We start from the raw sequence: 14,555 nt of genomic DNA, 5'->3' as shown, positions 1-14,555 counted from the left end.
TCTCTACCTCTTTAACCCTATTATATCCTGTGTAACTTCATCTGATGTTGTAATGACGCGTGTATTTGCTTGGAACCCACGTTGAGTGATAATCAGATTTGTGAACTCTTCGGCTAAATCAACATTGGATGATTCCAAGGCACCACTCATGATGAGAGAACCCATCGTCCCAGCTTCAGCATAGCCTCTAAAACCACTGTTGGCAGTACTTGCCCATAAGTTATTACCTGAACGACTTAATCCAGCAGGATTCTGGAAATTACCCAATGCTATTTCAGCCAGCTCTTTTATTTGGCCATTATCAAACTCGCCCATCACCTTCCCTTCATCAGTGACAAACCAGTTCAAGAGTTTACCGTTTGTGTTACCATCTACGAGGCCCACAACCTTTGAATCAGCCGCATACTGCGTAATGGAAGAGAAGTTAAGCATGATGTTACGAGCCATAGCTCCACCCCCAACATCAAGCGTTATAACAGGCATGGTACCCAAACTGTTGTTCGCTTCATCTCTTACATCATTTATTCTTCCATTTTCGTCGAATTTAAGTGTGAATACCTTAGGACTTCCAGCATCCGTTGAGACAGTAATAGCCCATTCGTTAGGACTTGCATTCTTTACAGCATTCACAAGCATGGAATGTGTAACGCCCAAACTGTCTATGACGTTACTAACGGTAAAGGTTATGTTGTTGTTTGTAGGCGTATTGGCGTTAAGGTTACCTTGAAACTCAATATTACCCGTAGGAGAAGGTGGAATGGTAAGGCTCCGAGGGATAATAATATCACCAACTTTATTGGTATCAGGTTCCACAACACCGTCAGCGCTTAAAGCACTTGCTGAAGCATTCTCCAACTTCATAGAAGTAAAATCCAAGTTTATGGGCATATCTTTCCAGTTGAGAACGCCCGTTTGTCCCGCTTGGACACGTCCGTTAGCAAACGTTAAATTTTGCGTATAAATGGCGTTAGAAGAAGCGGTAACGGTACCTTCATATATCCTAACTGTAGCAGCGTTGCTTGCCGTCGAGGCATTAGCTATAGCTGTAAAAACATGCTCTACTCCGTCATTATCATATACACGAAGAGAAATAGGTACACTGGCTGTACTTGCATTGCTAAGTGTGCCATCGAACCTTACCTTTTGTGTGGGTATCATGGACCATCCCTGAACCTTTAATCCCGTAGATAACTGGATGAGCCTTCCTGTCAAATCTAAATCGAAAGCGCCATCACGAGTGAACCAATCTTTCTGGCCATCAGATACCACAAAAAATCCATCTCCCTGGATAGCTAAATCTGAAGTTCGGTTCGTATTGTTTGTGGCACCTTGAGTCATTATGTTGTCTATAGTAGACAGCCCCACGCCAAGTCCTACTTGAGAAGGGTTTGTACCACCACGACCACCGTAAGGTGCGCGAGCACCCTTTAAGGTCAAGGCTACAACGTCACTAAAAGTAGCTCTTGCAGCTTTGTATGCAGTTGTGTTTACGTTTGCGATGTTGTTGGATATCACATCTATCCTTGTCTGATGGACCTTAAGTCCAGCTATACCGTTTGAGAAACTACGTAACATTTATGATTCACCTCCCAATTAAGCGGCATCTCTGTCGATCGATGCCTTCTGGGAGCCCCCGCAAAGCGGTCCGGCTCCATTCACTCTAATATCACTGCTCCATCTATTTGGCTAAATACTCCACCTTTTGTAAACGGTGGCGTCTTGAACGTAACAATGGTCTTCGAGTCAACCCCTACTACCACGGCTAAGTCTTTTAAAATAACCACGCCTTCCTTGACACCCTTCTTACTCAGTTCATCGATGCCATTGGCGATTTTGTCGACCTTCTCTCTGTCCAAGCTAACCTCACGCGCTTTTAGGCGTTCCTGAGCATGCTTGGAAACAGTGATACCGTAACTTTCCAATAAAGCTTCGGTAAATTCAGCTGAACTTTTAGCCGCAGCATTGTTAGCAATGCCAACCTTATTGACATTGCCTGTAGGGCCTATCCTAAGATCCACTGTTTTCTCCCTCCGAGCTTGATCCGTTCCCACCATTGTTAGAGGTATCACCAGATTGACCAGTTGCACCATTTGACGAAGCTGGTACCAAGCTCTGAACCAATGACTTAATCTCAATAAGTTCCTGAAGCACGTTGAGCAATGTAATCTGTGTAGTCATAGTTGTAGTGTCCATAGGAGACAATGGATCCTGCGCCTTCAATTCAGCAAGCAATAGCTTCATGAAATCTTCCTGATTAATAGCGTTAGTACCATTTGTTGATGTATTTGAACTTCCACCCGTAGGCGTTACATACAAAACAACTCACCTCCTATACCTTTATATCGTACTCATAAAGTTTATACCCACGCTCGGCATCTGTTTGAGAAATCACTTCTATTGAATCAAAGTCATAGCCTTTAGAAGAAAGTTTTTGCTTTATAAAAGCTTGATGTTCCTTCAAATGCTTCATATCTTGCTGCGATTGAGCCATTACCGTTAAAGCCAATTCTCCCTGCCTCACGTCAATACCAAATTTCACTGGCAATTCCGAGAGATTTTGTGCCACTGAAGCCTTTTGTTCCAAGAATGAACTGCGATCGTTGTTAAAACTGTTAGGATTTGAAACATCATGCTTTTGATTAGCAGCCGTAGGTACAGATAGCTCATCTGTTTTTACAGCCGAAGATATTTGAGCCTGTACGTTTGTTATGTGAGGACTATCAGAGATCGTTTTGGCATTTGAAACTGTGTCAGAAGAATTCTTTTGCTTCATGGCTTCGTTGTGCCCACCATCGCTCCCACTAAAAACACCATTCTTATCTCCCGTAAAGGTTCCATTTGCATTTACCAACGGTTGTTTACTATCTGCAAACACCGTATTTATGGTTTTAGTGACATCTTGAGTAGGCTCTTCCGCTATCTTAGCATAAGGATTAGTATCCGCTTTTTCATGATCTTTCTTTATAAACTGCTGCTTGGTATCCACCATACTTGAAATGTTCTGAGAAATCGCTTCTTCCTGATTCCCTGTATTCTGTTCGTCAGAAGTTTGGCGCAGTTCTTCTGTAGCAACATTAATTGGGTACACACTATCGATGGTTTTCGTCTCTGTATGGTTTTCTGTTGTATGACCAATCGCGATATCAGGATCATTTTGGGGGACACCTTTTTCAGAACCATTAGTCTTCTCTTCGCTGCTGTCTTGCGTTTTCCTTTCAGATGGCAAGTATGTCGTAGAAACATGAGATTGAGTGCTTTTTATAACGTTTTCATCTTGCACTTCTTCTACAGCACTACGCTTACTTACTTCGTTAGTTCCAACAGTTTTTTGTGATTGTAAATCGTTTTCTTTGTGATCGCTGGAGGGAACAACATTAGTTGAACTGAAAACACCAGATGGCTCTTTACTTACAGATGGATACTCTTCCACTTTCTCAGGCTCACTTGCTTTGCCGGCAACGTTTTCCTGTGGCAAAAATTCTTTTATCATTTCTTGTTCAGTACTATTTGCGTCTTTTGCTTCCGCTGATTTTACATCCTTAGCCACAAAAGAGTCCTCTGCTTGCACATTCTGTTGATTAGGCATTTCACTAAGTTTGCTACTTGTTTGCTGCTGCATAGCACCTACATTGTATTGTATGTCCGGTTTTGCCCGAGTTTGATCAGAATTAGAATTAATGGTATTCACATCAGCGTCCGCTGCTGCATCATTTTTCAGATCAACAGGGAAAGATGAAGAAGACTTAGCATCTGATGTATCTTGTAACACCGGGGGTTGGTTTTCCATTATGCCGTTGGGATAATGCTTTTCACCAATATCTGTTATGTCTGTTTCTACATTATTCGGAGCACTTTTGGGGATATCAACGGAAACACTATTCTCTTTACTTTGTGAGTTCAACGAAGGCAATTCCTCTTGTACAACAGATGATTTTGCATTCCCATTAGCAACGCTGTTCTCTTCTATAGTACCTTCCTGTGCATTAACAACATTCTTATCTTGAACCACATTTGTATCCTGTGACTGTACAGTCATGTCAACGTTATTTGAAGCGTTCGAGGTAGCCATCGGAATGACATTTGTCGCAAAAGCAACAACACCAGTTTTGCTATTATCTTCTACCGGAACATCAGCTGCGATTTTTTCAACACCCACGTTTTGGGAAACGTCATCGTTGTTATGAGCGAATTGGCTAACTTGAGAACTTGCTTTATCGCCTTGCATAAGCATATTACCCATCAGTGATAACAGCATAGAAAAATCCACAGTCCCGTCTTCTTGACCATTTTGGCGTTTGTCAGTCTTTTTCTCCGCAGATTTACCATTCTTTACAGAATTTACTGAAGGTGGACCTTGGTTGAAAAGAAAGAAAAAATCACTGAGTTCTACGTTCATGATTCACCTCCTTTCTTACGAGATCCTATTTCGTCCAACAAAGAAAGTTCTTGTTTGAACTCCTTTGTTTGAGCCTCTTCTTTTGCATATTCTAACAGTTTTTCACCGCTTCTTCTCGAAATCGCCTTCTGTAAGAGAATTTCACGTTTTTTTAAAACCATCATATAACTGCCCTGAACTCGCTGTTGAGCATTCTTTCGTGCCTCGAAATAAGCAGCGTAGGACAAAACACGGTTTGGGACCTGGGCTTGCCTTGCATCCATCCAACTGTGCCCTACTTCTTTGGCATATTCAGTGGCCTTCTTGTAATTAGAAACAGCAACGAAGAAGTCGTTCTTAGCAATGTCTTCCTCTATCTCTCGAATACGCAATATTCTAGCAGCTTTCTTAGCTGATAGGGCCAAGAATTTCCTCCATCATCCGAACTGTATCTTCTAATGAATAACTTTCTCTCACTTGTTGAATGAGAAATTTATTTATAGGATCTATGAAATCCAAGGCTTCATCTATTTTTGGATTATTACCATGCTGATAAGCTCCTATATTTATAAGGTCTTCCGCTTCACCATAAACCGCAAGTAGTTCTCTCATCCTATTTGCTAATTTCTTGTGCTTTTCACTGACCACATCGTCCATAACCCTGCTTATGGACTGTAGAATGTCAATAGCGGGATAGTGTGTTTGATGAGCCAATGCTCTAGTTAGTACGATGTGACCGTCCAGAATAGAGCGCACAGCGTCTGCTACAGGCTCGTTCATGTCGTCGCCTTCAACTAAGACAGTTATGAATGCAGTTATGCTACCTTTTTCAGACGTACCAGCACGTTCCAAGACTTTAGGAAGCAACGCAAATACTGAAGGCGTATAACCCCTGGTAGTAGGCGGCTCACCTATGGACAAACCTACTTCCCTTTGAGCCATGGCTAAGCGTGTAACAGAATCCATCATTACCAGGACATCGAGTCCTTCGTCACGGAAATACTCTGCAATAGTCATGCCTGTCATCACAGCCTTCACCCGAAGCAAAGCAGGCTGATCACTGGTAGCAACGACAATTACAGATTTTTTGGCACCCTCTTCAGTTAAATCCTGTTCTATGAATTTTCTTACCTCTCTGCCTCGTTCTCCCACTAATATAACCACATTGACATCTGCAGAAGAGTTTCGAGCAAGCATTCCCATCAGGGTAGACTTTCCCACTCCAGAGCCCGCAAATATTCCAACCCTTTGACCTTTTCCCACAGTTAAAAGACCATCTATAGCTTTTATTCGCGTCTCCAAAGGTTCTGTGATAATCTTACGTTTAAGAGGATGAGGAGGATCTTGATAAACGCTGCGCCTTTCTCCATAAATAGGCCCTTTATCGTCTAACGGCTCACCTATGGCGTTAACTACTCTACCGATTAATGCATCGCTCACTTTTACCCAAAGAGGTCTACCCATGGTTCTAATAAGACTGTTTGGCCCAATTCCCTGAACATCGCCTATGGGCATTAAAAGCGTTTTTCCTTCTCTAAAACCAACAACCTCGGCAAGCATGGGGTCTACATCGAATCGTTCCACCGAGCAGAGTTCACCAACAAACGATGCTGGGGTCAGCGCTTCTATACTCAACCCGCTAACATTCAGAACCTTACCATAGATATCGAAAAAGTTTGCGTTAGCAACTTTATCCTTTATATAATTCATCTTCGGGGTTGTCATGAAGAGATGTCTCCACTAATGCTTTTAAGTTCTTCGCCAGCGTTTCTACTCTGGCATCAACTCTTCCTTCTTCAGAATCCAGTACTGCGCCGAGATCCAAGTGGCTGTCTTTAACGATTTGTACAGACTGCAAGCGCTTGGACAAAAGTTCTGAATTCTTTAAGAATTTCTCTGCCTGTTCTGCTAATTCAGGGTTTACGTAAACTGTAATAGGATAATTTCCGCTAAAGCGCTCCAAACACTTTTCCAAAATGTTTTTTATGAGTGTTTTATCTTCTCTAAGTGCATTATTCAAATAATTCTGCGCAGCCAAGGAAACCACATCTGAAAGTTCCGATTCTACTCTCTGCTTATAGGCTTCTATCTCATCCTGATAAACTTTTTCAAGCCCTTTACGTTCGTCTTGTAATTGTTCAGTCAGCAATCTAACATCTGCAGTATATTTGTTTAGTTCTTCTTGCCACTCTTTTTTAACATTGTCGAGAGCTTCCAATCCTTTTTCTAAACCTTCTCTGTATCCACGTTCAAATCCCTCTTTGTACCCACGTAAGTAGCCTTTTCTAAAACCAAGCTTTTCTTCATCTTGTGGCTGCTTTATACTGTAGAGCTTACGAGACAATTTCTTCACCGCCTCTGAAGATTATAATTTCTCCCGCTTCCTCGAGACGTCTTACTATGGTGATAATTTTCGATTGAGCCTCTTCAACCTGGCGCAACCGTACAGGACCCATGAAGTCCATTTCTTCTTGAAGCATCTCTCTGGCCCGCTGAGACATATTCTTAAATATCTTGTCTTTAACTTGTTCCGAGGCACCCTTGAGAGCCAGGGCCAAATCCTTTGTATCAACTTCTCTAAGAATACGCTGTATGGCTCTATCGTCCAAGAGTACCAAATCATCAAAGGTGAACATTTTCTTACGTACATCCTCGGCAAGCTCTGGATCCTGAGAATCTAAATAATTGAGGACATTCGACTGTGTCTGCTGATCCAGAGAATTGAGTATTTTCACAAGCGCTTCAATGCCGTTCACCTTCGTAACATCACCGCGCACCGCCACAGTTGCAAAACGTTGCCGGAACTGTTCTTCAATGGCTTCTATTATGTCAGGAGATGTACGTTCCAGTACTGCCATTCTGAAGGCAACCTCTGCTTGCAAATTGGGTGGAAGTGAGGTAAAAACGATAGCTGCCTGATCTGCATTTAGGTAGTTCATAACTAACGCTATAGTCTGAGGATGTTCGTTTTGTATTAAGTTTGCAATCTGCTGCCCATCCAGTTTCCGTAGGAACTCGAAGGGCATAACCTGAACGGCTTCCATGAGCCGTTCCAAAATCTCTTTTGCTTTTTGCTGGCCAAATGCTTTCTCAAGTAGGTCTTTTGCATAGTCGATACCGCCTTGACCCAAAAATTCTTTGGCTTTTAACACATTGACAAACTCTTCAAGTATGTTCGCTTTTGTCCGTTCGTCTAATTCATTGACTGTAGATATTTCCAGTGCTAACTTTTCCGCATCGTCCTCTTTGAGCTGGCGCATTATACGAGAAGCAAGATCCCTACCCAGAGCAATCATGAGAATAGCGGCCTTTGAAACTTTTTTTCTCTCCGCCATATTAGTGCCACTCCTCCTGCATCCACATTCTGATGACATCGTCCACGTCATTGGGATGCTCTTCGAGTGCTTTTTGTACCTCGTCCATAGCCGCCTTTATTTTTTCTTCTTCTGGCGTAAGTGGCCTTTCCAAACTAACAGGTGTACGCGTTTGCGGCATGACCAGCTCTCCACCAGAGCCAACACTTATAGGTGCTGGTACCATTACCCTCTGGCGGCGTCTCCTGCGAGAAAAGACAAATATAATACCTATAAGTAAAACAAGAATGATGCCAATCATTATATATGTATAAAGACGAGCTTTTTGCTCAGCAGCTGCCAGCTGTTGAGCTGCCTGATTCTCTTTTTGCCGTGCCAATGAAGCAAAAGGCATTGACGTGACCACAGCTTCATCGCCTCTGTTAGGATCGAGCCCTGCAGCACTGGCTATGAGAGCTTGAACAGTGGAGGCTGTAACACCATAATCCTGGAAAACACTGGAATCTACTATAGCAGCCACTTTCACATTCTTTATTTGGACATCTTGAGGAACGATTTGCGAAACAGTCCGAGAAATCTCATAGTTTATTTGCTGCTGTTTTGAATAGCTATATGGGCCATTTCCACTGCTGGTATACACGTAAGAAGGTATGGCACCAGGGACATTGGTAGCCGTTCCAACATTACCTCCCGCAGCTGACTGAGTACTATAGCTTTCTGTATCTGATATGCTCCTGGTCGCTGTATTACCCCATGTTTCAGATTGTATGTTTTGTTTATTAACTTCCACATCTACATTAGCACTAATAAGCACATTATCCTGTCCCCACGTTTGTCCGAGAAACGATTTTATTTTTGACGCGTAAAGGTCATCTAACTGTTTCTTCACATCCAAATAGCCATTATCTGTATTTCCATTTACCGATTCACTTGTGAGAATGCCTGTGCTGGCTTCTGCTATGACTACATTCTCAGGGTTTAGCCCTTCCACAGAATGAGCCACAAGCTGACGTATCGCTTCAACTTGGTTTGCATTTATGCTATAACCCGGTTTTAGAGTGAGATAAACGGCGCCTTCCGCCGTTTGCGTTGATGTAACAGTCCACAACGAGCGTTGAGGCAAACTCAAGTGGACACTGACATCTTTAACGGCAGGCATAGCAATTATTGTTTTCTCTAATTCCCCTTCCAGTGCCCTTTGGTACATGATTTGCTGTTCTTCTTGGGTCATGAATATGTTGGAAATATTATCAAATAACTCATATCCTGGCTTAGTTGCACCAACCACACCAGAAGAAGCGAACTCCAACCTTAAAGTTGTAACTTTATCTTTCGGCACGTATATGGACGTGCCATCACCAGAAAGCTTATAGGAAATATTCTCACTTTCTAATTGAGAAACGATGGATTCAGCTTGTCCTGGCCCTAAGTCGCTAAAAAGAAGCGCATAACTGGGGCGATTCAAAAAGTAGACCATCGCTCCAACTGCCACCAACGCTACTACAAGAATAATGATAAGGTTTCGTCTTTGGTTCTTCTCGAGCTTGTTCCAAAAATTTACAAGATCTTTTAAAACAGGAATACTATCGAGCTTCATGCTGACTCGCCATAATTACAATGGTAATCGCATAAATTCCTGGAAAGCGCTCACTAATTGGTTTCTTACTTGCGTTACAAGCATGACACCTATTTGGAATTCTGTAGCGGAGACCATGGCTTCTTGTAGCTTATCCATATTTCCTTCAGCTATCGATTGTCTATATGCATCTTGTTCGGTCTCTTTGGCACTCAATTGATCAAGCAACTCTGAGAAACCACTTGGCTTTGCTACTTTTGACGCTCCCGTGACATCTATCGGATTTATTGGACTTATACCACCTATCGGATTCACCAAGATCACCCTACTTTCCTATTTCTAAAGTCTTCGTATATATTTGGCGAGCAATCGCTATTGCGTTACTATTCATCTCAAATGAGCGCTGAGCAGAAATAAGATCAGTCATTTCTGTAATCATATCTATATCTGGATAGCGCACCATACCTGTCTGCGCATCTGCATTGGGGTTAGACGGGTCATACACCAACCGTTCCCCTGTATCTTCTGTCACACCTGAAACTCTGACTCCTTCTCCTTCACCCATCAATGTGGTTTCAAAGCTCACAATTTTTCTGTGGTATGGGCCACCTTCTGGCGTTTGTGTTGTCTCAATATTTGCTAGATTCGATGAAATAACATCCATGCGAAAACGTTCCGCTGTTAAAGCAGATCCTGGTATACGTAGTAAAGAAAATCCTGCCATACTCATCACCTCAACATCTGTAATACTTCTCTGGCAGTAGCAAAATGCCTACTGAGCATCTCTGTTATTCCCTGATACCAAAGCGCTGTTTCTGTAATGTTGACTATTTCCTTATCAGGATCAACATTGTTTCCATCCAATTTCCAAGAGGAGGTGTCATCTGTTTTTACAAAACTGCTCAGAGGTTGTGTCAAATTGCCATTCATCTGTAGTTCTTGCAATACTTGGCTAAAATCTATTTCTTGTCTCTTATAATCCGGTGTGTTTACGTTCGCTAAATTTGATTGCAAAACTTCTAAGTCCTGAAAAACTGCACCCATCATTGTTTTTAAGAGATCAATAGACATCTACTTCACCTCCACGCAGGAAGGTAATGCCCCCTGCTGCTGCAATTGACCGACTAAAATTTTCCCTTGATATTTGACAAAGACAACTTCTACTTGATGACGACATACTTCAGTTTTGCTCATCACATTAGAAGTGAACTCGTATGTACCTGTATAAGAAACAGATGCGGTAAGACGATCTGGTTCATTCTTTACCACATCGAAATCATTAATTTTATAGCCTTCAATGGTAGCGGATTGCACACCAACAGAATGAAGAGTCGTATCCCAAACTGTTTTAAGATCAGAAACAGTCATTGTTAGCTGCGTAGCCGTAGGCACAAAATTCTCTTTAATTGTCGTGACATCATTTGAAACAAATGCCTGTAGAACTTGTTGAAGAACGACTTTACTGTTCTCGATATCTTCTGATGAAAATGGCTTAGGTTTGCAAGCAGAAAGAGACATAGCCACGAACAAAAGCAAAAAGCTAACGAAGATCTTTGTTTTGTTCATAGGCTTTTCGAACTTGAAAACTCGTAGTAGTCTCATCCACTTGATGCAACAAATCATGCGCTTGGACTTCTAAAAGAGCCAAAATTTTTTGTTGTTTTTCGTGGATAATTGCTACTAATTCTTCATGTTGGTGTTTTTCTTCAGGATGTTCTTCAAGCTGTTGTGCGATAAGCGTAATGATATCTTGAAGTGCCAAAACATACTTAGAAACTGATTCAAGCTGCGAGTTAGATATGCTCTCTATAACATCATCTAAACATTTAGAGTATTGTTCCAGCAGGTCACCCACACCACTCATGAGGCATATTATAGCATAAAGGCATATGTACCAAAATTCCCAAAAATATTCTTAAAGGCAGCAAACACCAATTAGCTACTGGACACACCAAACAGGGAATTCATCTGAGCAAACATGCTTTGATATTGGTACATACTGTTAAATATGTTTCCCACCTGTTCCACAAGAGCCGCTTTTTTTGTTTCCATTTGATCGTTCAGTTGTGATATCTGATCGTTGATACTCTTTATGCCTGTCGTGTAATTCGACTGTAGTCTTCCTAAGGTGCCATTGCTTCCCAAAGCTGTGTTGATGTAACCCTTTATATCACTGTTTACAGAACCCCACCAAGAACTCAGAATATCCAAACCTTTGACGTTGCCACTAATGTATGAATTAAGTTTAGACGTATCGAAGGATATAGTTCCATATTCATCGAATGAAAAGCCTATCTGAGAGGCATTAAAGTTGTATGACACGCCATCCACCGTGACACTGCGTGGGTTCATAAGCTTTGTTCTTATAGAGTCCATGATTTGACGTAGTGTAGAAGCATCAGAAGATAAAACACCCTGATTAGAAGGATCAGCATTGATCAAACTACGGACCTTATCACTAAAACTCTTGAATACTTGCGCAAAATTAGACAGACCTTGGCTTATTGCAGATGTATCTCCTGACACTGTTATCGTACTGGAACCAGTACCCTGCAATGTAACTGTCAGGTTGGGGATGATATCAGAAAACGTATTGGAACTACGTACATAATCATAACCATTTACAGAAAACTTGGCATCCAACTCGTCCAAACTGTTTGTATTTGTGAAATCATTCGATCCTATGGTGATTTTACTTATGGCACTATTTTTACCTGTACTAAGGGAACTACTTTGTAACGCAAATGTGCCATCATTTAACTTTTGCTTATAAACCCTAATTTTACTAGAGTGTGCATTAACTTGAAGTGCGAAATCGTCCATAACCTGAGCTAAAGTAGAATCTTGATTATATTTACTAAGATCCACATCCACGTTCTCTGTTGAACCATCGCCCATCTGCAATGACACTGTAAAGGTTGTTCCTACTAAAGATTTCCAAAAATCATTACTGGAAACAGTAGCGCTGGCATCATAATGGAAAACATCTGACAAAGCAGAACTTAGTTTTGACCAATCAAGCACTTGGTAACCGGCCAAACGTTCTACGTTAACAGAAACACTTCCACCAATCTTGCCTGATGCGGAAGCGGTAGCGACAGAGGTGTTGCTGGACGTGACCTTTAATGCATTGAAGGAAATATCCGAATATGAAGAAAGAGCAGAAAGAGAAGATACAACCTGAGAGATTGCAGAAGATTTTTGCTGTAACGTACTCACTCTGTTTTGTAAATCTGTAACCTTATTCTGGTCGTACACAAGAAGCGTATCCACATACTTTTGTATGTTTGTCTGAACTTGCGTTGGATCAAAATTTACCATGGGCAGCCACCTTCCTTAATAACTATACTTCAGTATCCACAAACAGCGAGTCAATTTTCTTCAACATCTCGGCATATGCTTTTAAAACCTTCTCTGGAGGTACTTCTTTTATTACTTTATTATTACTCTTGTCATAAAACACTATTCGGGTACTCATTAGAACATCCTTTATATCGGGATAATGTTCTACTCTAACATCGATATTGGGGTTCACCACTTCTACAATACGCTTAACTTTGTTAACTGTAGACTCAACATCATCTTCTTTAGTAGGTTCTACTTGTCTTCTGTTGATATCTACAGGCAACTCGGTTACATTTTTTAATTGGTCACTAGCAAGATACGACTGTATTTGGTTCCCTTGCACACCTATATTCCTTACACCACCTATTCGTGCTATCTCTTCCGGATCTTGAGCCATGACTTATCCCCCTTTTCTTAGTTCTGATGAGCCCCTCAGGGGCTCATCAGAACTCTGTTTGTTTACGTTTACCTGAAGAGTGTCAAAATCTGCTGAGGAGCTGTGTTAGCCTGAGCTAACATAGAAACAGCAGTCTGCTGTAAAATCTGAGACTTCGTCAGTTGAAGTTGTTCATAAGCCATGTCAGCATTGAAGATTCTGTTATAAGAAGCTTCAACGTTTACCTGCATAGCAGCAACAGACTGGGATTTGCTGTCTAACCTTGCACTAAGAGCACCGATGCTCGCTACCCAATCAGATACACCTCTGATAGCCGCGTCAACATTCTTGAGTAGTGCGTTTACTGAAGCGTTAACGTTAGATGTGTCACTCGCACTTCCAATACCGCCAAGCACACCGACACCTAAGGATTGATAAACATCCTTGACTGTGAACTTAGCATCCGTTGGCGCAAGTCCGCTGGCACTGTCATACACACTGTAAGACTTTACAGATGCCGTGTTGCGAGCATCAGCAAATGTTACAGACAAGCTGCCAGCTTGAGTAGTCCAATTAACATTCCAGTCATCTTCGGAAGTACCGTTGGTTAGAATCTTAAACCCTCTGGCCCAAACGGTAGTCTCATTAGCATCGGAGCCTGTCTGGAAATAGAATGTTGTGGAAGCAGCACTTGTAGAGGCGGCTGGTGCAGAATCGTCCAATAAGCCGATATCGTTCCATCTGGTTTCGTGAGCGGTACGCGTGATTTCATGCATGTACTCACGCACTTGCTGTGCAATAGCCAAACGCTCTTCTGAGCCCAACGTGTCGTTTGCACCGGTGACTAGTTTGTCTCTAATGGTAAGAAGCAAATCTTTCACCTTTGTAAGACCTGTCTCTGCTGTGGAAAGCATGTTCTTTGCATCACCGATGTTATCAACAGCCTGAGAAAGGCCTCTGGACCTAGCGTTTAACTTTACAGCAATACGAAAACCTGCTGGATCGTCAGCTGCTTGAGTGATTCTGTTACCTGTCGCCAAACGAAGTTGGCGAAGTGCCATGTCATTCTGGATTGTTCGTAAAGAGTTTAGCGCATTCAACGCACCAATGTTCGAGTTGATCCTACTAAGATCAGCCTGTGCCATACTTTCTCTCCTCCTTCATGGAGTTTATTTTTGGATAAGGGCTTCATGCCCATTCCATTACTTAATTCGGTAAATGACAGCAATTATTTTAGTAACCGTTTGGGAAAAATGCCTGAACCCAAGCTTCTCTAAGTTCTTGAAAAATCTTTAGCGCTTCATCTATCTGCGATTCCCCGATCATGCGATAAGCATATTCATAAAGGCTCATCAGATTACGAGCTACATCTCCACCATTCTCAAAATCCAATCCGTCGATAAGTTCTTTAATGGCGGCACGTGCTTTTAGTGTATCGCCTTTTTGTAGAGATGTAATGATGAGGTCGTAAACCAGAAGCACCAACTTCTGCACAGGCGCATTCATTATTTCCTGTTCTATGAATGTTTGACGAGCCTTACCATAAGCATTTGGCATTATATTCTTACA

At 41.9% G+C, this 14,555-nt stretch carries 18 protein-coding genes; all 18 read right to left on the bottom strand.

Translation table 11 applies throughout. The features are described from left to right. Window positions 1-3: 3 nt before the first annotated feature. Window positions 4-1,575 carry a flagellar hook protein FlgE gene (locus D890_RS0100980; RefSeq protein WP_018962665.1) on the bottom strand — a complete coding sequence of 524 codons (1,572 nt, stop codon included), beginning with the start codon at window positions 1,573-1,575 and terminating at the stop codon, window positions 4-6. Between the two features lie 80 nt (window positions 1,576-1,655). After that, window positions 1,656-2,018, bottom strand: a complete 363-nt coding sequence (locus D890_RS0100975) for a hypothetical protein (protein WP_018962664.1) — start codon at window positions 2,016-2,018, stop codon at window positions 1,656-1,658. Then, complete coding sequence (locus D890_RS0100970; RefSeq protein ID WP_018962663.1) at window positions 2,008-2,316, bottom strand: flagellar hook capping FlgD N-terminal domain-containing protein; 309 nt, start codon at window positions 2,314-2,316, stop codon at window positions 2,008-2,010. The genes D890_RS0100975 and D890_RS0100970 overlap by 11 nt, the downstream gene beginning before the upstream one ends. 13 nt (window positions 2,317-2,329) lie before the next feature. Then, window positions 2,330-4,396, bottom strand: a complete 2,067-nt coding sequence (locus D890_RS0100965; RefSeq protein WP_018962662.1) for a hypothetical protein — start codon at window positions 4,394-4,396, stop codon at window positions 2,330-2,332. After that, window positions 4,393-4,800, bottom strand: coding sequence for a flagellar export protein FliJ (locus D890_RS0100960; protein WP_018962661.1), 408 nt, complete (start codon window positions 4,798-4,800; stop codon window positions 4,393-4,395). Before D890_RS0100960 ends, D890_RS0100965 begins: the two co-directional genes overlap by 4 nt. Further along, complete coding sequence (fliI, locus tag D890_RS0100955; RefSeq protein ID WP_026291270.1) at window positions 4,784-6,100, bottom strand: flagellar protein export ATPase FliI; 1,317 nt, start codon at window positions 6,098-6,100, stop codon at window positions 4,784-4,786. The genes D890_RS0100960 and fliI overlap by 17 nt, the downstream gene beginning before the upstream one ends. After that, a complete protein-coding gene (locus D890_RS0100950; protein ID WP_156802634.1) occupies window positions 6,066-6,728 on the bottom strand; it encodes a FliH/SctL family protein in 663 nt (220 codons plus the stop codon). Before D890_RS0100950 ends, fliI begins: the two co-directional genes overlap by 35 nt. Continuing rightward, the gene (gene fliG / locus D890_RS0100945) at window positions 6,709-7,710 is read right to left on the bottom strand and encodes a flagellar motor switch protein FliG (protein ID WP_018962658.1); all 1,002 of its coding nucleotides are present in this window, start codon (window positions 7,708-7,710) and stop codon (window positions 6,709-6,711) included. The genes D890_RS0100950 and fliG overlap by 20 nt, the downstream gene beginning before the upstream one ends. A gap of 1 nt (window position 7,711) precedes the next feature. Then, complete coding sequence (gene fliF, locus D890_RS0100940; RefSeq protein ID WP_018962657.1) at window positions 7,712-9,286, bottom strand: flagellar basal-body MS-ring/collar protein FliF; 1,575 nt, start codon at window positions 9,284-9,286, stop codon at window positions 7,712-7,714. Window positions 9,287-9,301: 15 nt separating this feature from the next. After that, window positions 9,302-9,589, bottom strand: a complete 288-nt coding sequence (gene fliE, locus D890_RS0100935; protein ID WP_245533114.1) for a flagellar hook-basal body complex protein FliE — start codon at window positions 9,587-9,589, stop codon at window positions 9,302-9,304. Window position 9,590: 1 nt separating this feature from the next. Beyond that, window positions 9,591-9,989, bottom strand: coding sequence for a flagellar basal body rod protein FlgC (gene flgC / locus D890_RS0100930; protein ID WP_018962655.1), 399 nt, complete (start codon window positions 9,987-9,989; stop codon window positions 9,591-9,593). 5 nt (window positions 9,990-9,994) lie between these two features. Continuing rightward, entirely contained in the window at window positions 9,995-10,336 is a 342-nt protein-coding gene (gene flgB, locus D890_RS0100925; RefSeq protein WP_018962654.1) for a flagellar basal body rod protein FlgB, read from the bottom strand. Next, window positions 10,337-10,831 (bottom strand): hypothetical protein, encoded by a 495-nt coding sequence (locus tag D890_RS0100920; RefSeq protein WP_018962653.1) that lies wholly within the window; start codon window positions 10,829-10,831, stop codon window positions 10,337-10,339. After that, the gene (locus D890_RS0100915) at window positions 10,806-11,129 is read right to left on the bottom strand and encodes a hypothetical protein (protein ID WP_040363472.1); all 324 of its coding nucleotides are present in this window, start codon (window positions 11,127-11,129) and stop codon (window positions 10,806-10,808) included. The genes D890_RS0100920 and D890_RS0100915 overlap by 26 nt, the downstream gene beginning before the upstream one ends. Window positions 11,130-11,200: 71 nt before the next feature. Further along, window positions 11,201-12,586, bottom strand: coding sequence for a flagellar filament capping protein FliD (gene fliD, locus D890_RS0100910; RefSeq protein WP_018962651.1), 1,386 nt, complete (start codon window positions 12,584-12,586; stop codon window positions 11,201-11,203). A gap of 22 nt (window positions 12,587-12,608) precedes the next feature. Then, window positions 12,609-13,007: a flagellar protein FlaG gene (locus D890_RS0100905; protein ID WP_018962650.1), complete on the bottom strand. Its 399-nt coding sequence runs from the start codon at window positions 13,005-13,007 to the stop codon at window positions 12,609-12,611. 68 nt (window positions 13,008-13,075) lie between these two features. Further along, window positions 13,076-14,131, bottom strand: a complete 1,056-nt coding sequence (locus tag D890_RS0100900; protein WP_018962649.1) for a flagellin — start codon at window positions 14,129-14,131, stop codon at window positions 13,076-13,078. Between the two features lie 88 nt (window positions 14,132-14,219). Then, entirely contained in the window at window positions 14,220-14,543 is a 324-nt protein-coding gene (locus D890_RS0100895) for a flagellar export chaperone FliS (protein WP_018962648.1), read from the bottom strand. Between the last annotated feature and the right edge of the window lie 12 nt (window positions 14,544-14,555).

The organism is Coprothermobacter platensis DSM 11748 (assembly GCF_000378005.1).
In the GTDB taxonomy this organism is placed as follows: Bacteria; Coprothermobacterota; Coprothermobacteria; order Coprothermobacterales; family Coprothermobacteraceae; genus Coprothermobacter; species Coprothermobacter platensis.
Note: the sequence above shows the minus strand (reverse complement) of the source record. Positions and strands in the feature narration are given on the sequence as shown.